The sequence below is a fragment of the Borreliella carolinensis genome (genome assembly GCF_032595855.2).
In the GTDB taxonomy this organism is placed as follows: domain Bacteria; phylum Spirochaetota; class Spirochaetia; order Borreliales; family Borreliaceae; genus Borreliella; species Borreliella carolinensis.
In genome coordinates, this window is record NZ_CP132453.1 from 52,467 (window position 1) to 75,781 (window position 23,315).

Below are 23,315 nucleotides of genomic sequence, written 5' to 3' on the forward strand. Positions count from 1 at the left end.
CCTTAAGCCTACTTATTTTAAGAGTTTTTGAGCAAGATCAACCACTCTTGTAGAATATCCAAACTCATTGTCATACCATGACAACACTTTTGCAAATCCATTTTCAAGAACCATTGTCTCAAGACCATCAACAATAGAAGAATGAGAATTCCCCTTTATATCTGAAGATACAATTGGATCTTCCGTATACCCCAAAATACCTTTAAGCTCAGGCGTTTCTGATGCCTTCTTGAGGGCAGAATTAATCTCTTCTTTTGTAACATCTTTTTTCTTGAGTTGAACTGTAAGATCAACAATTGAACCTGTTGGCACAGGCACCCTCATTGAAGTCCCATTCAACTTACCCTTAAGTTCAGGCAAAACAAGTCCAACTGCTTTTGCAGCACCAGTTGAAGTTGGAATAATAGAAAGTGCAGCGGCTCTTGCTCGTCTAAGATCAGAATGAGGAAGATCCAAAATTCTTTGATCATTAGTATAAGCGTGAACAGTTGTCATAAGTCCTTGTTCAATTCCAAATGATTCATGAAGTACTTTTGCAAGAGGAGCCAAGCAATTGGTTGTACATGAAGCATTTGAGACAGCCTTTAAATCAGAATTAATATCGTGATCATTTACACCAAGAACTATTGTTTTAATCTCGTCTTTAGCAGGAACCGTTAAAATAACTTTCTTAGCCCCAGCATGATTTACATGGTCAAGATATCCCCCTTTATCGCTAGTTGCTGATGAAAAAACACCTGTTGCCTCAATTACAACATCAATTCCAAGCTTTGCCCAAGGAAGATTTTTTGGATCTCTCTCAGCAATAATTTTTATTTCTCTTCCATCTACAACAATGGCACCATCTCTTGACTCAACTTTTTTATTATATACTCCAAAAGTCGAATCATACTTTAAAAGATGTGCAAGAGTTTTAGGATCTGTTAAATCATTTATTGCCACAATATCAATTCCTCTTTCAAAAGCAATCTTAAAAACATTTCTACCAATACGTCCAAAGCCATTAATAGCCAATTTCATACAAAATCCTCCAATTTTTTGATTTTATTCTTACTAGAATTATTAAATCACAAATTAATAACAAGTGTCAAACTATCTTTTTATAAGCACAGTGGCTCCTTCTTGAATATAATCCTTTAAAAAGGTAGAAGATTTTATAGTGCCTTTAGAAATATAATCACTTATATCCTCAATTAAAATCTCTCCTAAAATATCTGATTTTTTGTAAACAATAAAACCAGAATCTCTAGTATCACTGTTTAAAGCACCCTCTTTAAGAATCAAAAAAATATCACCCTTTACAACCCCGTTTACTTGGCCAAGATCAATAAGAGCATCATCATTTTTAATTTGAAGAATCTTTCCTTTTTTGGGCAAATAATCATGAAAATCTTTTGAAAAAGAATTTAAAGCATTGCTTAAATAATTAATACCCCCCACATCATAAGAGAAAGAAACAACCTTAATTCCTGTTTTGCCTGAAAAAACATTCACTACCAAAGTGGCTGTATTTTTCAAAATATCTGCCTTAAAATCAAAAATTAAAAATAAATCTAAATTATTATTTCTTGAATAAGAAAATCCTTCGGAAAAATTATTAATCAAATAGTCTCTATTTTTATTATAATCAAAATTATAGTTAACTATTTCCATATTTAAATTACGTTCAAGCACCCTTTCAGCGTATCTTAATATCAAATCATTTGCCCCAAAAAACTTATTTTCACTTTGAGTAAAAATAGCCATTTTATAAACCACTCTGTCATCGTAAAGCTTATTAAAATCAGCAATGCTTTTATATCCATATTTATAAAATAAAGACTTTCTAACATCAAAAGACACAACGTCATAAAAATCTAAAATTCTAGAATCAGTAGAATTTTTCTGTTTTGCTAAATAAAAAAGCTGCTCATAAGCCATGATATCTAAATTCATAAGCTTGTATATTTTTGAAAGCAAAAACCTAGCACTATCATTATCAGGCCAAATATCAACAGCATTCTTTGCATTAAACAATGCTTTGTTTAAATTTAAGGACTTAAGAGCTTTAAGCCCCTCATTTTCATAATGCTTAGAAATTTTAGCATTGGAATTATTTTTCAAAAAATTTCTAAAATTAGATGCAAAAAAACTTTCCTCAAGAGCAATATTATAAAATTCTAAATCTTTTTTAAGATTTTTAGCTCGCTCCAAATTTAAAATAGCCTTTTCAATATCTCCAAATTTTAAATAAGAATATCCCAATAAATAATAAAGCTCATCAGAATCTTTATTAACCAAAATAGCTTTCTTCAATGCCTCTATTGCATCCTCATATTTAAATTCATGCAAATAAACAAGTGCAAGCAATCGATATGCATCAACAACTCCAAAATCTTTGTAAGAGCTTTCAATTAAAGCTAAATAATTTAAAGCATACTTTTCAGCAAGCCCCAAATTATTAATGCTAATGTAAAATTCAGCTACTCTTTTATGAAAATCTGGAAAAGATAAAAAATTTACCCTGACTTTATTTATCAAGTGCCTAATCTTGTCGTGCATTCCCAGCCTTTGATAAATATCAATAAGATGCTCAAAAGCACTATAATTATTTTGACTATAATCAAGAATAGATAAATAATAATTAGCAGCGGCTATAAATAATCCATTTTTTTCAAAAATTGAAGCAAGTCCAACCAAAGCATCAATATTATTTCTCTGTTTAACTAAAACCTCAGAATAAATTTTTTTTGCTTGATCAATTTTATTATTTTTTAATAATATATTTGCATAAAGAATTTTATACTCGGTGTCCTCGTTAGACATTTTAGAGGCTTTCTCTATAAAAAATTGTGCTTGAGTATATATCTTAAGAGAATAGTAAATTGATGCAATAAATTTATAAGCTTCATAATAATTGGGATTAATTTTTATAGCCTCAACAAGTTCATCAATAGCATCATAATACCTTTTAGATAAATAATACTCATGGGCCTTTTGATAATGTCCTAATGCTGTAGTGTCACTTCCTAATAGAATACTAAAATTAAAAAGGAATAACATTAAAAACCGATTAAAATTCATAAACCTTCCTTTTTGGCAATCTTTATAACCTTAATATTTCTTTGATGCATATTTTTAATCGAAAAAATCAAATTGTTATATTCCACCTTTTCATTTTTCAAAGGAATCCTTCCAAAAAGATCATAAACGAAACCGCCAAGAGTATCAAAGTCTCCATTTGGCAAATTTAAATTAAGTTTCTCATTTAAATCCTCTATTAAAATTCTTGCATCACAAAGATAAGACCCATCATCAAGGCGAACTATCTCATCAAGTTCATTGTCAAATTCATCTTGAATGTCTCCTACTATCTCTTCAAGAATATCCTCAAGAGTTACAAGCCCGGAAACCCCACCATACTCATCAACTACAATTGCAATATGAACATGATTCTCTTGAAATTCTTTTAAAAGAGAGTCTGTTTTTTTGCTTTCCGGAACAAACATAACCTTTCGCATAATATCTTTTAAGTCTATTTCGTAGAAATCTTTCTTACACATATGCAATAGTATGTCTCTTGTATGAATTATCCCAACAATATTGTCAATAGTGCCATGATACACAGGAAATCTTGAATGACTACTAGATGTTACAACCTTTAAAAGCTCATCCTTGCTCTTAGCATAATCAACAAATATAACTCCTATCCTAGGAACCATAATCTCTTTTACAATAGTCTCTTTAAGCGCATTGAAATTTTTTATCAAAGAAGTTCCAATATTCGACTTATCTTCAAGATCATTTTCTGGGCTTCCTTTTTTCTTCTTTTTGTTTTTAAAATTAAAAAATCCCAACATCTAAAATACCCTTTTATTTTCTCTTAAGATATTTTCTTGAAGAATCAACATACCTTCCTTTTGAAAATCATTGGTTTCATGTTTATATCCCATTAAATGCAAAATCCCATGAATAGTTACACGTTGAAGTTCTTCATAAATTTCAACATTAAACTCTTGCGCGCTAAATTTTAAATATTCAAAAGATATGACAAGATCTCCTTGTATTTTATAATTTATACCATCAACCAAATCTTCGTTAAGTTCATTATAATTAAAAGAGAGAACATCGGTTGGCTCGTTCTTGTTTCTAAATTTCTTGTTCAATTCTTGTATATAAACATTATCACAAAGAATCACTGAAAGTTCAAAATCGACAATAGAAAGAGTATTCAAAACAGATACAATAAAATCATAAAAAACACTAATGTGTTCAAATTTAATATTTTTTACCAATAAATTCAAATCAGATTTGGACAAATTAAATATACCTTAGAATAATCCATATATAACTTACAAATATGATTAATTGCTATAGCAATTAAATTATTTTATTTTGCAAACTAAAAACCAAAAAAATCCTTAATTATGTTTTCAAAAGCATCTTCTTGCAAAAAGCCAACAGAAATCTTTGGCTTACCATCAATGGGAATAAAAAGAAGAGTTGGAAGACTTTGTACTCCAAGCGCAAAAGAAATATCTTGCTCTTTGTCTGTATCTACTTTGTAAAAATCAATACTATTCTCATACTTTTTAGAAAGTTTTTCAAAAATCGGAGAAAGCATTTTACATGGACCACACCAATTAGCATAAAAATCAATTATTGCAGGCCTATCGCCTCTAAAATTCCACTCTTTATTGTTTTTATAATCAAAAACTTTAACAACAAAATCTTCTTCGGTTAAAGAAATAGCCATATATTTTACATGCCCCCCTATCGACTTAAAATTATATCACAAATACAATATTAATAATAAGGAATTATAAGAAATGAATCTAATGTTAATAACTTTTAGTGAATTTAAAACAGGAATTCCACTAAATGATACTAGGGCAAAACATCTTGTTAAAATCTTAAAATTAAAAGATAACGACAAATTTAAATTTGGCATTCTTGGAGAGAAAAACATTTACCATTGCATTTACAAAAAAGATAAAAAACTATTTTTCAAGAAAATCTTTAAAATAGATGAGTCTAATAAACTTAAAAAATTAAATGTACTAATTGGAATGATAAGACCAATCGTTGCCAAAAGAATCATAAAAGAACTTGCTAGCATTGGAATATGCGAAATAATTTTTTTTAACACTGAGCTTACCGAAAAATCATACTTAAATTCTAAAATCTTTAAAAACAATGACTGCGAAAAACATTTAATAGCCGGAGCAATGCAAGGGGGAGTAACGTACTTACCAAAAATAAAAATTATGAAAAATTTGAAAGATAGCCTTAAGTATATTAAACAAGAAAATTTTGAAACAAAAATATTACTTGAAAAAAATAGTGAAAAAAATTTAATTGATATAAAACAAATAAACAATGCGGCCATTATTGTGGGGCCTGAGAGAGGATTTACGGAAAAAGAAAAACAATTAATAGCTCAACATAATTTTTCCTCTCACAGCATATCTTCAAATATCCTAAGAACAGAAACAGCCACAATTGCTGCAGCTATTATTACAGCATCAAAACTAATTAATATGTGATTTTATGTTAGATTTTTTTATCGTTTTAATTCAATCCATTTAAGCAAAATTAATTAATAACTGTTTGATTGATCAGCTTATCATAAATATAAAGCTCAATCGTAGAACCTTTTTGAACCTCATAGGGCAACTTAATCAATCCTCCTTTTGACTTAAAAGAATACATTAAAGAATTTTTACCATCCAAGCCTTTTAACCTAACAGATATATCAACATAAGATGGATGTTGCCTTAATTTATAAGTCAAAATTCCAAAAACAATTTTATTGTCAACCTTGGGCTTTGCAATAGTAATTAAAATTTTATCTGGCTCATTTATTTTAGTTCCGGGTGGAATAGACTGAAAAATAATATTTCCAAAATCGTTAGTATTTGCCAAATCAATGTCAAAGCTAATGTCATCATTTAAAAGAGAAGCAATCGCATCTTTATAATAAATTCCAATATAATTTTTAACATGTTTTTCCAAACGATCTTTACCCTTACTAATTAAAAATTGAAGATCCGTTAAACTTGATATTTGACTGCCTGGTGACGGATTTTGACTAATTATTATGCCTTTTGGCAATTCGCTCTCAACCTCAAGTGGATTTCCAATATGGTAAAGTAATTTAGAATTATCAAAAGAATTAGCATTTAAATTGATAATAACATCATCAATGTTTTTACCAATAAAATTATCAACTCTATTTATTATAGCCCCTTTGCTAATGAAAATTATAACCTTATTGCCATGTCTTAAAACAGTTCCTGGTTTTGGACCTTGATCTATTACTTTCCCCTTATCAAGAGCGCTTGAAGAAAATTTAAATTCAATATACGGAATTAACTCTTTTTTCTGCAATTCAACAACAGCATCCTCAATAGTAAGAGAATAAAGATTTGGAACGACTGTAATCTCGTTATTTTCTAAAACCATAAAGAAAATTGCAAAAGCAACAATTAAAGATCCAAAAATAACTAAAAGCAATGCCTTAATTGTAGTTTTAGGCAAAATCAACATTTCATTATTGCAATTTTTATCACTCTGAGCCAGATCTAATTTATTTTTAAACAATTCCTCTTCATTAGAAAATTTATTTTCTAAATTGTCATTATTATTAAAACTAATATATCCCCCCCTATTCTATTGAAGAAAACACTTGTCCTATTAGCTGCCTACTTCCATTATAAAAAGACTTAAAATCCAAAACCTTTCTTCCAGCTCTTTGAACCTCTAAAAGTAAAAGAATCCCTTTCCCGGTATTAACAAATAATCCTTTTTTGGGATTAAAATCAACAATTTCTCCTACTTTTCTCTCCTTATATAAATCTACCTCCAAAAAATCGGCGCGATGAAAAATAATGTCGCTATCATTAAGCCTAGCTCTTACAAGTGGCCAAGGATTACACGCATTAATTTTGTTTTTAATCTCAAATGCACTTAGATTAAAATCTATAAATCCAGATTCTTTTTTAAAAAAAGAACAAAAAGTAGCTTCGTTTGATTTTTGAGGAATCCCCAAAAACCCCTTACTAATTTTTTCCAAAGCTTCTAGCACAAGGCTTGGACTGAGACTTGATACAAGTTTTGAAATATCGCGACTTGTATCATAAGACCTTATTTTAAAATTTTTTTGCACTAAAATATTGCCACTATCCATTTCTAAAGCCATACGCTGAATAGTAATGCCGCTAACACAATCACCATTTAAAATTGCAGATTGTATCGGAGAAACACCTCTGTATTTGGGCAAAAGAGAAGGATGAACATTGACGCACCCTTTTGGGAAAAGATTTAAAAATTCTTTTTTAAAAATTTTGCCATAAGAAAAAACTAACATTAAATCTGGATTTAAATCCTTAACTAAATTTAATACATTATCATCAAGAATTAAAGGATCAAGAACTTTAATATTCCTAGCAATAGCCTCTACCTTTATTACATTTTGGCTTAACTTTTGCCCCCTACCCTTAGGTTTATCAGGCAAAGTCAAAACCCCCACCACTTCATAACACTTTACAATCTCTTTGAAAACTTCTAAAGCAATAGAAGAAGAGCTTACAAAAAATATTTTCATTTTGCCTTAAACCCTCTTTCTCTCATATAAGGCTTTAACAATTTATTTCTTAACTTTTCTTCGTAATAATCAATAAAAAGAACTCCATTTAAATGATCCATTTCGTGCTGAATAATTCTTGCCAAAAAATTAGAATTTTCTATAGTAAAAGATTTTCCATTCTCGTCATGAAAATTTACCACAACAGCCTTAGGCCTCATTACATCATAATAAACCCCTGGTATGCTTAAACACCCTTCTTTGTAAGAGCTAAGCTCATAAGAAGTTTCTATGATTGAAGGATTAATAAAAATCAAAGGCCTTGCCATTTTATTCTCTCTAACTACAAAAAGCGACAAATCAAGACCTACTTGGGGAGCAGCAAGCCCAACTCCACCGCTAATATCCATCAATTCTATCATCTTTTTAGCATAATCTCTAATCTTATTGTCAATATTATCGATTTGTTTTGTCTTAACACGAAGCAAATCATTAGGATAAAATACCATTTCCATAAAAACTCATCCCCCCTTCAAACAAAAAAGACACTTATTTTATCTTTCCAAAAAGCTTCCACTCCTCATTTCCCAATAATGAAAAATAAATATTACCAATCCTGGACTTGGGAATAGCATAAAGCTTGTTTTCATTGATATCTTTAAAAACTAAAAATTCTTTAAGATCTGTATCAAAAAGAACAAGCTTTCTGTCTTTGCCATTAAACTTTAATCGCCAATCACCTTTTAATGTTTTATAAAAAAAGGTTCTCTCATCAGCAGTATTAATTTCATAATCTTTTTGCTTTTTTAAAACACTTGTCGATTTTATAGCTCCCATAACATAGCTTAAAAAATCCTTATCAAATTGAACACTGCTTAAAACAGCACCCACATAAGCTGCCTTTATTTGCTCATTCTTAGAGTCAACAAAAAAAATAGTTGGACTTTTTTGTAAATTAATTTTATTAAAAATTTCATTATCCTTATCAATAACTAAAAAAACACTTTTTCTATATACCCTGTGAATAATTTCATCATTTGCAAAAGAATTTAAAAAATCTTTTATTAAATTTTCTTTAATATCTCTGCCAACCAAAATTAAAACATTTTTACCTAATTTTTGAGCTTTTTTAATTGCAATCTCATAAGAACTTTCAAAAATAATATCTTCAGGGGGCAAAGAAAACAAATTTAAAAATCCTTGATTTAAAATCATTAAAAATACAATTATAAATCTCATATTTTGCTTGTTAGCTTTGCTAAAAATTCCAACTCTCTTTCATCGTCAAAACGATCTTTTAAGGTTAAAAACACACATTCATGATAATCATTAATGTAATTTAACTCATCTTCTGAGAGCATTTCTTTTACTATCAATTCTTTTTCAAAAGGAACAAGAGTTAAATTTTCAAACTCTAAAAAAGATCCAAAATCATTTGTAAAAGCTTGCTTTACAAAAACTAAATTCTCAATTCTTATTCCGTGACTAAATGTTCGATATAGACCAGGCTCAATTGAAACCACCTCAGATCCTTTAAAAGGATAACTGGAACTAGGACTAATTGAAACTGGAAGTTCATGAACATTGAGGAAAAACCCAACACCGTGCCCGGTGCCATGAATAAAATTCAATTCATTTTTTAAAAGCGGCAATCTACAAATTCCATCAAGAAAAGCTCCAGAAGATCCATATGGGAACTTTAAAGAAGAAAGGTTAATGAAAGCCTTAAGAACCAAAGTATAATCACGCTTTTCTTCATCAGAAGCATCGCCTATTAAAAAAACTCTTGTAACGTCTGTTGTACCAAGTCCAAAATACGAACCCCCAGAATCAATCAAAAGAAGGCCGTTGGTATTTATTTTTTTACCTCTTTTGGGCTTATAATGCGGAAGAGCTCCATTTTCTCTAAAACCAACTATTGAATCAAAGCTAGAACTAAAAAAATCTTTATTCAATTTCCTGAAATGCAAAAGCATATCAGCAATATCTATTTCATCTAATTCGGCTAATTCAACCTTGCTAAGACTTTTAAATTTACGCAAAAATTTAATCAATGCAATAGCATCAATAATATGCGCCTCTTTCATCTTAAGAAGTTCATAATCGGTTTTTAATGCCTTGAGACTGCTTACAATGCTCTCTGCTAAAATGATATTAGCCTCACCAAGAACTTTTAAAATCCTAACATTGGCATAAAATGAAACAAAAAATTTACCTTCATGCTTTATTTTGTCCAAAAAACAGTAAAAATTACTGTAAGGCTCTATTTCAAAATTTTCCATTTCAAGTGCTTCTTTAACGCTTGAATCAAGTTTTTTTATATCAACAAAAAGAACATTTTTTCGATCTTTATTCCTAGATATTAAAAGAAACGAATAAAACAACGCCGATTCTTTAACATCCGCTCCTCTTAAATTCAATATCCAAGCAATCTCATCAAGAGCAGTAATAACATAAAAATCTGATAAATTCTTTTCTAAGATCAAATAAATAGATTTGATTTTTTCAATTCTTTTATTATTCTTCTGAGCATCAACCAATTCAAATATACGGCTAAACTCAAGCTGGGGCCTGGATTTCCAAATTAAATCAATTAAGTCTTGATTTAAACCCCTGATATGCGTATTTTTACATTTTTCAGACAACTCTTTATAAAACTTTATACTAATCTCATCTGAATAAATGCCAAGTTTTGATCCTTGAAGATTTAAATTTATATACGTAAAAATATCAGGAGATCCTTTTACTCCAAGCTTTATTAATACAACCTCAGTTCCCTTAAGTTCTTGTTCGGCCTGTAAAAAATATCTACCATCCGTAAAAAGAACGGCTTTGGATAATGTTACGATTACCATACCAAAGCTACCAGAAAAACCTGTAATAAACTTACGAGTGCTATACCTTTCATGAGAATATTCACTAAAATGAGGATCATAGCCTGCTACCAAATAAGCATCAACTCCATTATCCCTCATATGATCTCTAAGTAAAGCTATTCTTTTATTAATATCCAAAAAAAATCCCCTTTATACAACCTACTAATACTAGTATACCAAATAATTATCAATTTAAAAAAAATTTTTTATTTGATATAATTTAGCTTGAAATTAACTCCTAGAGGATAAAACATGAAAAATATTAAAGCGGTTGCTTCTGATCTTGATGGCACTCTTTTACTGTCAAAAAGCTATATTGGAGCCTTTACAGAACTTGTAATTAAAAAATTAACAAAAGAAAAAAAGAAATTCATAATAGCAACAGGAAGGAGTAAAAATGAAATCATTCAAATTACAAAAAAAATAAATCAACTGCGAGTTTCATTTTTCATCACATTAAACGGAGCAAAGGTTTACAACCAAGACTGGAAATTAATAAAAAGTCATAATTTATCTGCTGAGGTGGTAAAGAAAATTTTAAATTTAAGAGAAGAGAAATTTAGTCATATACCCCATTTTTTACATAAAGCAGATCAAAACGACGACCAATTAAATATTGACATCAAAACTAAAATTGCAATTGATCAATGCAAAAAATTGCAAGAAAAATCCAATATCTTCAGACATGAAATAGTAAGTTCACTCAATAAAATTCAAGAAATTAAAGACTTTAGCAAACTTGAAAATTTTGAAAATGTTGCAAAAATAATATTGGCTGGCAGAGAAGAAAGCCTAATAGAGTATGAAGCAATGATTTTAGAGAAATATAAAGGAGAAATAAATGCATACCTTTCTACTCCAAATTCACTAGAAATTGTAGATCATAAAGTTTCTAAAGGAAATGCGTTAAAAGAAGTTCTTAAAACTATAAATATTGATTTAAGTGAAACCATAGCTTTTGGAGATGGTTTTAATGATACTGATATGCTAGAAAATGTAAAAAAGGGATTAATAATGGGAAATGCAAATTATAGATTAAAAGCAATGCTTCCTTACTTAGAAGTAATAGGAACAAATGATGAAGAAGCCGTTGCAAACTACATCAATGAGAATGTCTTAGAAGAACCTATTTAGGAGGAATAAATGGAGAAAGATTTAATAAAATACGCAGAGCTTATAATTTTAAAGGGAATTAATTTACAAAAAAATCAATGTGTTTTAATTCAAGGTTCAATCGACAATTATAATTTTTTGAAAATATTAGCAAAAAAAGCTTATGCACATGGGGCTAAGTATGTCAAGCTAAATATTAAAGACATTGATATTTTAAAATCAAGATTAAAATTTTCACAAGAAGAAAACTTAGAATTTATTCCAAATGCCGAAAAAAGCTTTTTAGAAGAAATGGTTCAAGATAAATGGGCAAGAATAAACGTCGATGATACAGAAAATTTTGAAGACTTGAGAGAAAACATTGGTCAAAAAATGTCAATTTATCAAAAAGCCTTAAATCTGGCCAGCAAAACTTTATCGCAAGCGATAATGAGTAACGAAATAGCTTGGTGCGTTGTTTGTGCACCAGGCCCAAAATGGGCTTCCAAAGTTCTAAATAAAAAAGAAGGAAGTCAAACTTTAGAAGAATTTTTCAAAATACAAAAGAAAATATTACTACTTGATAGAGAAGATCCAATAAAAAATTGGGAATCCCACGGGGAAAAGCTTCACAAAAGATGCAAAACATTAAATGAACTTAATCTAGAAAAGGTAATTTTTAAAAATGAAAAAACAAACTTGGAAGTATATCTGCTTGAAACTTCCCTATGGACAGGTGGAAGCGAAAAGGTCAAAGGAACAGAAATAGAATTCAATGCCAATATGCCAACAGAAGAAGTTTTTACAACTCCAAACTATAAAAAAACAAAAGGCATTGTGTACGCCACCCGCCCCGTTATGGTTCTTGAAACGCTAATATCTGAAATGTGGCTAAAATTCGAAAATGGAAAAGTCGTTGACTTTGGCTGTAATGGCGAGAAAGAAAAAGAAATATTAAAATCCCATATTGAAACCGACATTCAAGCAAAATATATAGGAGAAGTAGCATTAGTTGATAGCAGCTCCCCTATTTATCAAAGCAATCTTATTTTTTACAGCACATTATATGATGAGAATGCAAGTTGTCACATAGCACTAGGAGCTGCATATCCGTCCTGTTTAAGCAATGAAGAAGATTTAAAGACTGATGCCGATAAACTAAATTATGGATGCAATGTTTCATTAATACATACAGATTTAATGATTGGAAGCGATGACCTGAATGTCGTTGGCGTGGACAAAAATGGAAAAGAGTACACAATCATAAAAGCTGGCAAATTCGCAATATAAAGGGAGGCTTAATAATGATAAGAGCATTGCTTACCAATGATCTTTTTTTATCTTGTCTTGTATCAGGAATTTCTGCTCAAGTGATTAAATATGGTATTCAAACCGCAAAAACAAGAAAGTTAAAACTAACTCCCGCACATCTTTTAAAAAAAATTTTTCTAGAAACGGGGGGCATGCCAAGCAGTCATTCATCAACAGTCACCGCTCTTTCAACCTCAATTGCACTAACTGAAGGAATAAATACAAATTTTATAATAGCTCTTGCATTTGCCCTCATTACAATAAGAGATTCTTTCGGCGTAAGATACATGTCTGGAGTTCAAGCAGAATATTTGAATGCATTATCAGAAAAATTAAAAAAAGAAATAAAAATTGACACAACAAAAATAAAAGTGGTCAAGGGGCATAAAAAGAAAGAGGTTCTAACGGGCATAATAATAGGAATAGCCTCTGCGTATATTGTGTGCTATTTTTAGCATAGGAAAAAATAAATGGTGCGTTTTTTAGGTTTTTTATATTTAATTACAACAATACCACTTATCACTTCCTGCGATGTAGCTCAATTTGGAGACTACAAACCTTTATACTTTGAAAATGAAAATGATCTAAAAACTGCCAATGAATATATAAATTCACTAGGATACAAAACAATCTCAGAATACACAACAAAAATTGACATTTTAGACTTCCCCGAAAATAAAAAAATCACAATAAATGAGACAAACAAACTTAACAATCTTGACCTGAGAAAAAGTATATTTTTAAAAAAACTCCCCAATCTTTTCAACATAGAGCATAAAAAACTTCTTTATGTTGAAAACAGGTTCAAAACTATAAATTTTAAAAACCTAAAAAAAGAACTCAACATTAATGCCGAAATGCATTCTCTTGACCACAAAACAAAAATTAATTTTCTTTCAGGTATAATATTTCTAATCATAATAATTTTATTAATTTTTTTAGACCCAACAAACTCTATATTTACTTTAATTTTTCTATTAATTTCATCTCTTATTTTTATAATAAGTAAAGAAATAATGTACTTTTATCCATTTACAGTTCTATCTTATTTGCTATTTTCAATAATCAGCAATTTTAACAAAAATTATAATAAAATATATTTAAAAGAAATAAATTTTTTAACACTAATGACAAAAATAAAACACTTATTATTTTTATTTATATTCACAACCCTATATTTCATTGCAATCACAACCTTTTTTACTATAAACATTGACCCCACTTTTATTGCATTTGTTGCAATACCAACTCTTTGCATTTTTTTAATTTTCAGCTGGGTCAAAACAGAAAGCAATTTTAAAGATACATTTTTATTCCCAATCGAAATTAAAGAGAAAAAAATAGAAAGGAAAAAAACTTTAAAGTCAAAAATAGCAATACATCTACTGCTATTTACGCTCTCATTAATTCCTTTTGCTTATTCAAGCTATATGCTAAATTCTTATAAAAACATTAATTACCTTTACAGTAAAAAATTAAATTACTTTGATTATTTAAATCCTAACAATATTTATATAATGCTAGGATACAACAAAGACATACCCAATATTATAGGATACCTGTCCCACATTCTCTATCAAAATGAACTAAGATACAATCTTACTGCTAAATATGGAAAAATTCCTAAAGATATAAAAGAAAATTACTTTGAAATCAAAAACGGCAAGATAGAAATTAATCCTAAAACTGTTTACGAAGTAGACAAATCATTTATTGATGAAATTCTTAAAAAAGATCTTGCAAGTCTGTTTTTAAAAAATGAAAATCCAATCCTAATATACAAAGAAAACAAGAATAATATAAACACAGATAAAAAAAATTACAAAATACTTTTCTTCTTCTCTTTACCATTCTTTCTATTACTATTCCTATTTAAAGCAATAAGATTTACAATTCTTTTAAACATAAATGAAAAAACCTATAAAAAATATATTCAAGGATAAATAGCTAATGCTAGACTTAGAAAAAGTAAAAACAATTTTTAAAAAATACAATAAATACGAGATAAACATTAATGAGATTCAAATACCTGAATATGCCCTAATACCCCTTGAAACAGACAATTCAAAATCCATAATATACATAATTGAAAAACAAAAAATAGAAGAAAATCAAATTTTATCTAAAAATTCAAACATAGAGCTATACACATACTCTCCAATATCTGGAATAGTAGAGAAAATATACACAGCCAACTTTCCAGATGGAAAAAAATTAAAATCAGCATTAATCAAATTTCAAGGAAAAATAAAAACCGAAAAAAAACCAATTGAAGAGGGGACTTCAAGAGAAAAGACCCTGGAAAAATTAATTCAACTAGGAATTCCTTGGTTTAACGAAAATTCTTTATTTCAATTCATAAACAAATGTAAAAAAATAGACAAAATGATTTTATTAACCAATGGGAAAGATATATTTACAAATATTTCAGAAGCACTGATGGCAGAAAAATTAGAAGAAATTTTTTCAGGATTCCAAATAATCGACAAAATATTTAAATTCAAAGAAATAATAATAATATCAAATAAAGAAAAACTTAAAAAAGAATTTGAAAAATTGAGTATTTTTAAAAACAGAAAAATAAAAATTAAATCTTTAGAAAATGCATATCCTTATACAAATCATGAAATGATAATGCACTTTTTATACAACAATAAAAATACAAAAGACGATATAAACCCCCACAATAATATTTTATTAGCAAATATTGAAGATCTATACAATGCAAACCTTGTCATAAAAAATAACAACCCTTATAAAGAAAAATTTGTAGCTATAAATGGAAATAAAAAAATAAAAAGCAGAATACTGAAAGTAAAAATTGGGACTTCTTTCAGTCAGCTAATAAATGAAAAAATTGATACAAAAAAATATGAAATTTTTTTAAACAATCCAGCAAATAAAATAAAAATCAATACATTAAACATACCAATAACAAGAGATATTTATAGCCTCACCATATTAAAGAAAAAGTCAATATATGACAAAATTAAAGCATTTTTTATGTCCAGTTTTTCACCATTGCAAATGGAAAATATTATTTTTTCATTCTTAAAGAATGAAAAAATTAATAATAACAGTAAATTAAAAATATTTAATTATACAGAAAAAGAAGTAGAAGAAGAAATACATAAGGTTCAAAAAGAAATTAAAGGCAAAATTCTAAATGAAAGCCTAATAAATGAGGTGGTATACACCGAAAACAATTTAAAAGACATATACTTTGCTATTATACTATCACTATCACCTAGCCTGATATTTTCTTTCTTAAATAACACAAAATTCATGACAGACACTTTACTGTTAATATTTATTAGTGTAGTGGTCTATATACCTATAATGCTAAAAATTAATTACAAATGCTTGTCTTTTTTTGTTTACGCCGCCTTAATGATGAGCATTATATTGCCTTTAGATTTAGAAATTACACTAAAAATAACCTCCTTATTATTTACTTTTTTAGTATTCTTTTACTTTTTCAGACTATCAGCATTTTTAGCAAACCCTATATTAATTTCTTTTATGTTTTTTGTATTAAATTTTCCAGTAAGTTTTAAGCAAACCTATCAAGAGGAAATTAAAAATTCAAACTCAATAATTCCAACCTGGAATGAAATAATTGAAAAAAATCCAAACACAAAAAATTTAAAAAGTTTAAATACCTTAACAAGATATGAAAACAAAAAAATTGATGCAATTGAAAACTTTGTAAATCAAAACATTTTTTCTGTTTTTAATATAATTGTCACAAGATTTCATATTGAAAGTTTTTTGGGAGTTAACAACGAAAAAAAAATATCTCCTCTTTTGCTTTATTTTGGACTCTTGTTAATAGTTGGCAAATATATAATAAACAAATTAATACCATTATCATTTTATATAAGCCTGATGGCAATCTCATACACAGCGCATAATATAGGGGTGCTAAGCCACATCAGCTCCGATATGCTAACACTGCTTATTTCTCCAATCCCAATGCTGTTAATATTTACAATGGCAACAGAACTGCAAATATCGCCACAATTTAAATTTGAGCAAATACTCTACGGATCAATATTGGCATTTATATACTTCTTTACATTAAGCTATATTCCTTTTGAAACCTTGTCGACCATAATATCTATTTTTATCTTACAAATAAGCTCAAACTTAATAAAAAAATATAGCTTAACCTTAAAAATTAAAAAAATAATGCATATTTTGAAAACAAATAAAGAAAAAGCATTCAAAAATCCTCTTGAGAATGAAAAGGATATAATAAAATTATGACCAGTAATTTAATTACATGCTTGATTATTAACAATTTAACTTTAATACACTTTGTTGGACTTGAGGACATAAAAATAAAAAACAATGTAGCCTTAATAAAAAGGTACATCATAATAACAATTACTTCTTTATTAATATATTCAATATCGTTTTATCTTTACAAACTGTTTACAAAGAATAATTTACTGTTCTTAATACCAATTTTTTATGTAATTTTAATTTACGTGTTGATATTATCATTTAAAGCATTAAATGATATATTTATTGTTTATAACAAAAAATCAAATTATTCAAACGATTTCATGCTTTCAAATAACAGCTTAATTGCAATAACATTCTTTGCACTCGACAAGAACAACGGATTTTTTGAAGGATTAGAAATACTTATTCTATCTGCACTTGGCATACTAATCGCTTTAATGTCAATAACATCGGTAAAAAAAAACTTTGATAAAAACCCTAAAATCAATATATTGGAAAACGAACCAATATATTTTTTTATAATGTTTATTTTATCTTTAATTCCAAATATAATTATATTAATATACAATCAATAATAGCGAGAAATAAAAATGAAAGAAAAAATAAATACATTGTTTAAACAGGCCGAAGACATTTGGAGGAAGCTTTGACAAAAATGAAATTCAAGCTAAAATCGAAAAATATGAAAAAGAAATAAACCAAAAAAATTTTTGGAATGATCCTAAAAGAGCTCAAGAAGTAATTAAGGCTCAAAGTATTTTGAAAAACAAAATTGTTCCGTGGGAAGAGCTAATAAATAAAATAAAAGACTTAAGCGATTTGTGTGAAATTGTTGAAAATGAAAAAGACACTAACAGCTTGGAAATTGAATTTAATGCACTTGAAAAACAATACAAAGATTTACTTACAATTTCTTACTTTAAAGAAGAGCTTGACGCAAACAATGCTTTTTTAACTATTCATTCTGGAGCTGGAGGCACTGAAGCATGTGACTGGGTTGCAATGCTTTACAGAATGTATTCAAGATACGCCGAGAGAAAAAAATACAAAATAGAACTTATTGATTTACTTGAAGCAGAAGGTGGAATTAAATCTGTTACAATAGAAATCAAAGGAGAATATGCTTATGGACTATTAAAAAGTGAAGTCGGAATACATCGTCTTATAAGAATTTCTCCTTTTGATGCTGCTAAAAAAAGACACACCTCTTTTGCATCCGTATTTGTTGACCCTGTTATTGATGACAAAATAGAAATAATAATCAAACCAGAAGACATAAGAATTGATACATACAGGGCATCGGGAGCCGGAGGACAACACGTCAACAAAACATCTTCTGCAGTAAGAATAACTCACATTGAAACAGGAATAGTAACTCAATCTCAAAGCGATAGGAGCCAACACAAAAACAAAGACTTGGCAATGAAAGTTTTAAAATCAAAACTTTACGAATACTATAAGAGAAAAGAAGAAGAAAAAAATAAATCCAAGCAAGACACAAAAAAAGAAATTTCTTGGGGCAACCAAATAAGATCCTACGTATTTCAACCTTACAATTTGGTAAAAGATCACAGAACAAAATTTGAAAATTCAAACACCACTTCAGTTATGGACGGCAATATAGACAATTTCATAGAAGAGTATCTAAAATGGAAAAGCTTAAACTAAAACTAGCAATACCATTGCTAGTCTTTGCAATATGCAAAATACATTCTCAAAGTAATATTGAGTACAACTTTTCCTATATCATTAATACAAAAAAAGAAAATATTGATCTTAAAAAAGGAATTGAAAAACAATTGGACAAAATCTATGATAAAATAACAGAACATATAGTAAACAATGATGACAAGAACATAATTAAAGACATTTATATAAACCAAGATATAATAAAAACAGAACTTGAAATTAGCAAATTAAAAAAAGAAATTGATAAAAAAAAACTTCAAAACATAATAACCGCAAAAGAAAAGCATGACACCAAAACCAAAATTGATGATCTTAAAAAAGAGATTCAAAATATTAATAGTAAACAAAAAAAATTTGAAGAATATTTTAACAATTTAAACAAACTAAAAGTAAACCATAAAAAAATCGAAGAACAAACAAATATATCAAATTTAAATAAAGAATTTTTTATAAGAGAAAAATTATTTTTTATTAACTATATTGACCTGAAAAAAATAGAAAATTATTATTTACTAGAAATTAGTAACATCACTCCTGAGAAAATTGATACTAAAAAAGCAGTATTTAAAACATCATCTTCCGTTAATGATATTGCAGATCAAATAACAAAACACAGCTTCAAAGAAATACTGGGTAGAGAATTTTTAAAAATCAACATTAACGTAAAAAACAATCCAGATGCAAAAATCTATATAAATGAAAAATTTGTTTCAAAAGGAATTTATTACGATAATATTTTTGACATTTCTAAACTCCCAAACAAAGAAATTGAAATACAAATCACAAGTACAAATTTTGAAAACTACTCTATTAAAAGAATGGTAAAAAATGCAGATTCAATAATATTAAATATTGATTTAAAAAGAACAACCTCTAAAAAAGTATCAATTACGAGCAATGTACAATCTAAAGTTTTTAAAAAAGGCATATTTATGGGCGAAACCCCAATTGAAATTGAAAAACCCGAAAATCAAGATATCATTTTGCTTAAATCTAAAGGGTATAAAGATAAATTCAAGTTAATAAATAAAGAAGAAGATCGAGTAGAAATAGAAATGATAAAAACTAACAAAAATAGACTTATCGACACAAGAGATAAATTTTATGTTAATCTGGCTGTTTTTACATTAAGCACAATAGGAACCATTTTTGCAGGAACATTACTTAACAATTCAGAGAAACTTTACACGATAACAGGCAATCACTTTATCAACAAAAGATTAACAGCAGAGGATGTTTATATGGCAAAAGCAGAACAAATGACAGCAACATTTCTATTTGGAGCGGGCATCACTTTAACTATTGGCAGCTTTATCTCATTAATAACTCATTTAGTAGAATATATTAAAGAAGCAAATATGGGAGAATAGACTTAATAATCTGAAATAAAATAGGAGAACAAACATTTGGGTATTTTAGAAAAAATAAAAAATTTATTTAAAGATAAACAACAAGAAAATGTTATTGAAAATTTAGAAGACATTTTATTAGAGTCAGACATTAATAATGAAATTGTAATAGAAATAATAAATAAATTAACAAAAGAAAAAAATCAAACTGAAAAAACCATTATTGAAAAACTAAAAGAACTTTTAAGTAATTATATTAACACAAAAAAATTTACTCTAGAAAATAACAAACTAAACATTTTGCTAATAGTTGGTATAAATGGAATTGGAAAAACATCAAGCATAGCAAAGCTTGCAAATAAATTAAAAAATGGGGGCAAAAATATTTTAATATCGGCCGCCGATACATTCAGAGCAGCTGCAATTGAACAAATAAAAATTTATGGAGAACAAATCGGGATCAGAGTAATATCTCAAAACCAAGGAAGCGATCCATCAGCTGTAATATTCGACAGCATATCAAGCGCTAAACTTAAAAATTACGATGCACTAATTATTGACACAGCCGGAAGATTGCAAAATAAAGAAAATTTAATAAAAGAGCTTCAAAAAATAAACAATGTAATATTAAAGCAAATAAAAAACACTAACATCAATTACCAAAAAATACTTGTAATAGATTCTACTATCGGAAAAAATGCAAATAGCCAAGCAGAAATTTTTAATAAAGCAATAGAAATAGACGGAATAATAATCACGAAACTTGATTCATCTTCAAGAGCCGGCACAATAATAAACATTTCTAAAATTCTTGAAAAGCCCATATACTTTACTACATTTGGAGAACAACTAAAAGATATTAAAGAATTTGATATTAATGAATATCTTAATAAATTACTATGAAAAAACAACAATTAATATTTCTTCTATTTATACCACAAATTATTTATGCAAAAAGCTATTTTGCATCTGATGCATTTTTCAATAAATACCAAAAATTAAACGAAAAACCAAAAACAGGGTTTTACATTGAGTATTATTCCATTGATGATACTGAAAAGCTCTACTTATACAAAGAAAATAACTTAATAAAATGCAAAACAATTCAAATCACAGAAAACACAAAAAAAATTACATTTTATGATACAAAAGATACAAAAAAAAAAGAAGAGGTTTACGACAATTTAAATAACAAAATACAAGAAATTGAATATGACAACAAAGGAAAAATTCTTGAAACAGCAAATTACTTTTATGAAAACGGGAACTTAATATCTAAAAATTTAAAAACAAAACACCAAAACCCAAAATTAATATATTATTCTAAAGATGAAAATGGCAAATTACTAAAAATAACAGGATCAAATTTTCAAATTTGGAACTATGGAATTAATGGGGACATAAAATCTACATACTTTGACATCAAAAAAGCAACAACAAAAGTGATAAAATATGATGACAAAAAAAGAAATTCAAACAGTACAATAATTGTTAATAATAAAATAAAATCCAAAGAAAAAAACCAATATCTAGATAAAGGAGAAATGGTAAATACCTTTGAAGAAGAGAATACAAAAATAATATCTACCTACAAGGCAAACAATCTGATTAAAGAAGAAACATATAAAAATAATGAACTTATAAAAATAAATGATTTTCAATACAACGAATCTGATATGATAATTTTTAAAAACACCAAAGAAAAGGATAAAGACCAATACACCAATACTAAAATTGAATACGAATATAACAAAGACAATCAATTAAAAAGCAAAAAAATTTATGAGAACGATATTATTTATCTAAAAACCGAATACTACAATGATAATGAATATGAAGAAGAAATTTACTACAATAAAAAACCTGCTCTTAGGGTAAAACACAAGAACGGCAAAGTCACCGAAGAAAACCCAGTAGGAACAAATTAAATGGGTATAAGAAATTTTTTGCTTAAAAAATTAATACTAGAAGAAAAAAATAGCCTCGCCCTTACAATTGTAATAATATTAAGCATTGCCTTAGGTGAAATAATAATTATCTTAACAATATCAATCATGAATGGTTTTCAAAACGATTTTTTTCTCAGCATTACAAATGTGGAAAGTGGAAACTTAAAAATAGAAAATGAACTTACTCAAGAAGAAATCAAAGAAATTAAAAAGATTAAGGGAATAAAACATATAAATAAAATATACGAAACACAGGGCATTGGAATTCAAAATTATTATTATCCAACTATTTTAAATATCATTGCCGTTGATATTAAAGATCTCAAACAAGACCAAAATTTTATTTCATTTACAGGACTTAAAAAAGATGATCTAGATCTTAAAGACAATGAAATCATCATTGGAAATGTACTCTCCCACAATTTCAACCTATTCGAAAATGACCTGCTAGAATTAATAATAACTGATGAAATAAAAACACTTATATCGCTAGAAAATGATATAAAAAGCTTTAAAATAAAATCCATTTTTAAAAGTAATTATGCAAAAATAAATGAAACTTTAATTTTCATGAATATAGACTATTTCATTAAAAATAAAATTTTACATAATTCTAGCATTAATTACCAAGTAAAAACAAAAAATTTAAATCCAAGTAATAAATTAATTGAAAAGATCAAGACTATTAATCCAAAAATTAAAGTAAAACCCTGGAATGAATACAATAAAGAATTCTATAAAATATTGAAAATAGAACGAAATACTATGCTAATTATTTTAGCAAGCATTTTCATTATTATTGCCGTTAATGCATATTATCTTCAAAAAAGAATAATAATAAACAAAAATAAAGCTATTTTAATACTATTAGCCATGGGACTGAGAATAAAAAGAATAAAGCAAATTTTTTTTATTCACTCAATAATAATCTGCACTGTAGGGGGATTTCTTGGCTTGGTGCTTGGCATTTCCATTTCCTTAAATATAAATGAAATTTTAAAAATAATTGACAATCTGGTAAACACTTTAATAAATTTTTTAAATCAAATATTGGCTTTAAAAATAGATGGAATTAAAATACAAATAGTAAAAAATATAATTACTCCTAAATTATTTTTAAGCGATTTGGCATTTACTTTCTGCTTTGCATGCTTTTCTACAATTTATTCAAGCGTGAAGGCAACAAAAAAAATTGGAAATCAAAAAAACATTGAAACTATTAATGGGTAGTAAA

At 27.7% G+C, this 23,315-nt stretch carries 22 protein-coding genes; 12 read left to right on the forward strand and 10 right to left on the reverse strand.

The window, feature by feature from the left end:
- Positions 1-12: 12 nt before the first annotated feature.
- The 5 genes from gap to trxA form a co-directional block, all read right to left on the reverse strand.
- Positions 13-1,020, reverse strand: a complete 1,008-nt coding sequence (gap, locus tag QIA46_RS00280; protein WP_301341259.1) for a type I glyceraldehyde-3-phosphate dehydrogenase — start codon at positions 1,018-1,020, stop codon at positions 13-15.
- Positions 1,021-1,092: 72 nt separating this feature from the next.
- A complete protein-coding gene (locus QIA46_RS00285) occupies positions 1,093-3,063 on the reverse strand; it encodes a tetratricopeptide repeat protein (RefSeq protein ID WP_317268034.1) in 1,971 nt (656 codons plus the stop codon).
- A complete protein-coding gene (locus QIA46_RS00290; RefSeq protein ID WP_317268035.1) occupies positions 3,060-3,839 on the reverse strand; it encodes a hemolysin family protein in 780 nt (259 codons plus the stop codon). Before QIA46_RS00290 ends, QIA46_RS00285 begins: the two co-directional genes overlap by 4 nt.
- Positions 3,840-4,298: an rRNA maturation RNase YbeY gene (ybeY, locus tag QIA46_RS00295; RefSeq protein WP_317268036.1), complete on the reverse strand. Its 459-nt coding sequence runs from the start codon at positions 4,296-4,298 to the stop codon at positions 3,840-3,842.
- Between the two features lie 83 nt (positions 4,299-4,381).
- A complete protein-coding gene (gene trxA / locus QIA46_RS00300; protein ID WP_317268037.1) occupies positions 4,382-4,735 on the reverse strand; it encodes a thioredoxin in 354 nt (117 codons plus the stop codon).
- 73 nt (positions 4,736-4,808) lie between these two features.
- Here trxA and QIA46_RS00305 point away from each other — a divergent pair, with 73 nt between their 5' ends.
- Positions 4,809-5,525, forward strand: a complete 717-nt coding sequence (locus QIA46_RS00305; protein ID WP_317268038.1) for a 16S rRNA (uracil(1498)-N(3))-methyltransferase — start codon at positions 4,809-4,811, stop codon at positions 5,523-5,525.
- 49 nt (positions 5,526-5,574) lie between these two features.
- Here QIA46_RS00305 and QIA46_RS00310 read toward each other — a convergent pair whose 3' ends face one another.
- The 5 genes from QIA46_RS00310 to QIA46_RS00330 form a co-directional block, all read right to left on the reverse strand.
- Positions 5,575-6,582 (reverse strand): PASTA domain-containing protein, encoded by a 1,008-nt coding sequence (locus QIA46_RS00310; RefSeq protein WP_317268039.1) that lies wholly within the window; start codon positions 6,580-6,582, stop codon positions 5,575-5,577.
- A gap of 64 nt (positions 6,583-6,646) precedes the next feature.
- Entirely contained in the window at positions 6,647-7,585 is a 939-nt protein-coding gene (gene fmt, locus QIA46_RS00315; protein ID WP_317268040.1) for a methionyl-tRNA formyltransferase, read from the reverse strand.
- Positions 7,582-8,079: a peptide deformylase gene (gene def / locus QIA46_RS00320; protein ID WP_317268041.1), complete on the reverse strand. Its 498-nt coding sequence runs from the start codon at positions 8,077-8,079 to the stop codon at positions 7,582-7,584. Before def ends, fmt begins: the two co-directional genes overlap by 4 nt.
- A 34-nt stretch (positions 8,080-8,113) precedes the next feature.
- Positions 8,114-8,803 (reverse strand): hypothetical protein, encoded by a 690-nt coding sequence (locus QIA46_RS00325; RefSeq protein WP_317259981.1) that lies wholly within the window; start codon positions 8,801-8,803, stop codon positions 8,114-8,116.
- On the reverse strand, positions 8,800-10,578 hold the full coding sequence (locus QIA46_RS00330; RefSeq protein WP_317268042.1) for an aminopeptidase P family protein: 1,779 nt from the start codon (positions 10,576-10,578) through the stop codon (positions 8,800-8,802). The genes QIA46_RS00325 and QIA46_RS00330 overlap by 4 nt, the downstream gene beginning before the upstream one ends.
- 114 nt (positions 10,579-10,692) lie before the next feature.
- Here QIA46_RS00330 and QIA46_RS00335 point away from each other — a divergent pair, with 114 nt between their 5' ends.
- From QIA46_RS00335 to QIA46_RS00385, 11 genes are all read left to right on the forward strand, one after another.
- Positions 10,693-11,574 carry an HAD family hydrolase gene (locus tag QIA46_RS00335; protein ID WP_301341270.1) on the forward strand — a complete coding sequence of 294 codons (882 nt, stop codon included), beginning with the start codon at positions 10,693-10,695 and terminating at the stop codon, positions 11,572-11,574.
- 9 nt (positions 11,575-11,583) lie between these two features.
- Positions 11,584-12,822, forward strand: a complete 1,239-nt coding sequence (locus tag QIA46_RS00340) for an aminopeptidase (protein WP_317268043.1) — start codon at positions 11,584-11,586, stop codon at positions 12,820-12,822.
- 14 nt (positions 12,823-12,836) lie between these two features.
- On the forward strand, positions 12,837-13,298 hold the full coding sequence (locus QIA46_RS00345) for a divergent PAP2 family protein (RefSeq protein WP_014023328.1): 462 nt from the start codon (positions 12,837-12,839) through the stop codon (positions 13,296-13,298).
- 15 nt (positions 13,299-13,313) lie between these two features.
- Positions 13,314-14,786 carry a hypothetical protein gene (locus QIA46_RS00350; protein ID WP_317259985.1) on the forward strand — a complete coding sequence of 491 codons (1,473 nt, stop codon included), beginning with the start codon at positions 13,314-13,316 and terminating at the stop codon, positions 14,784-14,786.
- Between the two features lie 7 nt (positions 14,787-14,793).
- The gene (locus QIA46_RS00355; protein ID WP_317268044.1) at positions 14,794-17,112 is read left to right on the forward strand and encodes an RnfABCDGE type electron transport complex subunit D; all 2,319 of its coding nucleotides are present in this window, start codon (positions 14,794-14,796) and stop codon (positions 17,110-17,112) included.
- Positions 17,109-17,669, forward strand: coding sequence for a hypothetical protein (locus QIA46_RS00360; RefSeq protein WP_317268045.1), 561 nt, complete (start codon positions 17,109-17,111; stop codon positions 17,667-17,669). The genes QIA46_RS00355 and QIA46_RS00360 overlap by 4 nt, the downstream gene beginning before the upstream one ends.
- A gap of 15 nt (positions 17,670-17,684) precedes the next feature.
- Positions 17,685-18,762 (forward strand): peptide chain release factor 2 gene (gene prfB, locus QIA46_RS00365; protein ID WP_317268046.1). Its coding sequence is split into 2 segments (ribosomal slippage): positions 17,685-17,741 and positions 17,743-18,762, totalling 1,077 coding nucleotides; the frame shifts between segments, so codons are not numbered across the junction.
- The gene (locus QIA46_RS00370) at positions 18,744-20,153 is read left to right on the forward strand and encodes a hypothetical protein (RefSeq protein ID WP_317268047.1); all 1,410 of its coding nucleotides are present in this window, start codon (positions 18,744-18,746) and stop codon (positions 20,151-20,153) included. Before prfB ends, QIA46_RS00370 begins: the two co-directional genes overlap by 19 nt.
- A gap of 36 nt (positions 20,154-20,189) precedes the next feature.
- Complete coding sequence (ftsY, locus tag QIA46_RS00375) at positions 20,190-21,035, forward strand: signal recognition particle-docking protein FtsY (protein ID WP_317268048.1); 846 nt, start codon at positions 20,190-20,192, stop codon at positions 21,033-21,035.
- Entirely contained in the window at positions 21,032-22,060 is a 1,029-nt protein-coding gene (locus QIA46_RS00380) for a hypothetical protein (protein ID WP_317268049.1), read from the forward strand. Before ftsY ends, QIA46_RS00380 begins: the two co-directional genes overlap by 4 nt.
- Positions 22,061-23,311: an ABC transporter permease gene (locus QIA46_RS00385; protein ID WP_317268050.1), complete on the forward strand. Its 1,251-nt coding sequence runs from the start codon at positions 22,061-22,063 to the stop codon at positions 23,309-23,311.
- Positions 23,312-23,315 lie beyond the last annotated feature (4 nt).

Coding starts and splice junctions, on each gene's coding strand:
- QIA46_RS00335 (WP_301341270.1), top strand. CDS start 10,693: ATGAAAAATATTAAAGCGGTTGCTTCTGATCTTGATGGCACTCTTTTA.
- fmt (WP_317268040.1), bottom strand. CDS start 7,585: ATGAAAATATTTTTTGTAAGCTCTTCTTCTATTGCTTTAGAAGTTTTC.
- QIA46_RS00325 (WP_317259981.1), bottom strand. CDS start 8,803: ATGAGATTTATAATTGTATTTTTAATGATTTTAAATCAAGGATTTTTA.
- QIA46_RS00355 (WP_317268044.1), top strand. CDS start 14,794: ATGCTAGACTTAGAAAAAGTAAAAACAATTTTTAAAAAATACAATAAA.
- QIA46_RS00380 (WP_317268049.1), top strand. CDS start 21,032: ATGAAAAAACAACAATTAATATTTCTTCTATTTATACCACAAATTATT.
- QIA46_RS00285 (WP_317268034.1), bottom strand. CDS start 3,063: ATGAATTTTAATCGGTTTTTAATGTTATTCCTTTTTAATTTTAGTATT.
- gap (WP_301341259.1), bottom strand. CDS start 1,020: ATGAAATTGGCTATTAATGGCTTTGGACGTATTGGTAGAAATGTTTTT.
- QIA46_RS00370 (WP_317268047.1), top strand. CDS start 18,744: ATGGAAAAGCTTAAACTAAAACTAGCAATACCATTGCTAGTCTTTGCA.
- QIA46_RS00360 (WP_317268045.1), top strand. CDS start 17,109: ATGACCAGTAATTTAATTACATGCTTGATTATTAACAATTTAACTTTA.
- QIA46_RS00350 (WP_317259985.1), top strand. CDS start 13,314: ATGGTGCGTTTTTTAGGTTTTTTATATTTAATTACAACAATACCACTT.
- def (WP_317268041.1), bottom strand. CDS start 8,079: ATGGAAATGGTATTTTATCCTAATGATTTGCTTCGTGTTAAGACAAAA.
- QIA46_RS00385 (WP_317268050.1), top strand. CDS start 22,061: ATGGGTATAAGAAATTTTTTGCTTAAAAAATTAATACTAGAAGAAAAA.
- trxA (WP_317268037.1), bottom strand. CDS start 4,735: ATGGCTATTTCTTTAACCGAAGAAGATTTTGTTGTTAAAGTTTTTGAT.
- QIA46_RS00290 (WP_317268035.1), bottom strand. CDS start 3,839: ATGTTGGGATTTTTTAATTTTAAAAACAAAAAGAAGAAAAAAGGAAGC.
- QIA46_RS00340 (WP_317268043.1), top strand. CDS start 11,584: ATGGAGAAAGATTTAATAAAATACGCAGAGCTTATAATTTTAAAGGGA.
- QIA46_RS00345 (WP_014023328.1), top strand. CDS start 12,837: ATGATAAGAGCATTGCTTACCAATGATCTTTTTTTATCTTGTCTTGTA.
- QIA46_RS00305 (WP_317268038.1), top strand. CDS start 4,809: ATGAATCTAATGTTAATAACTTTTAGTGAATTTAAAACAGGAATTCCA.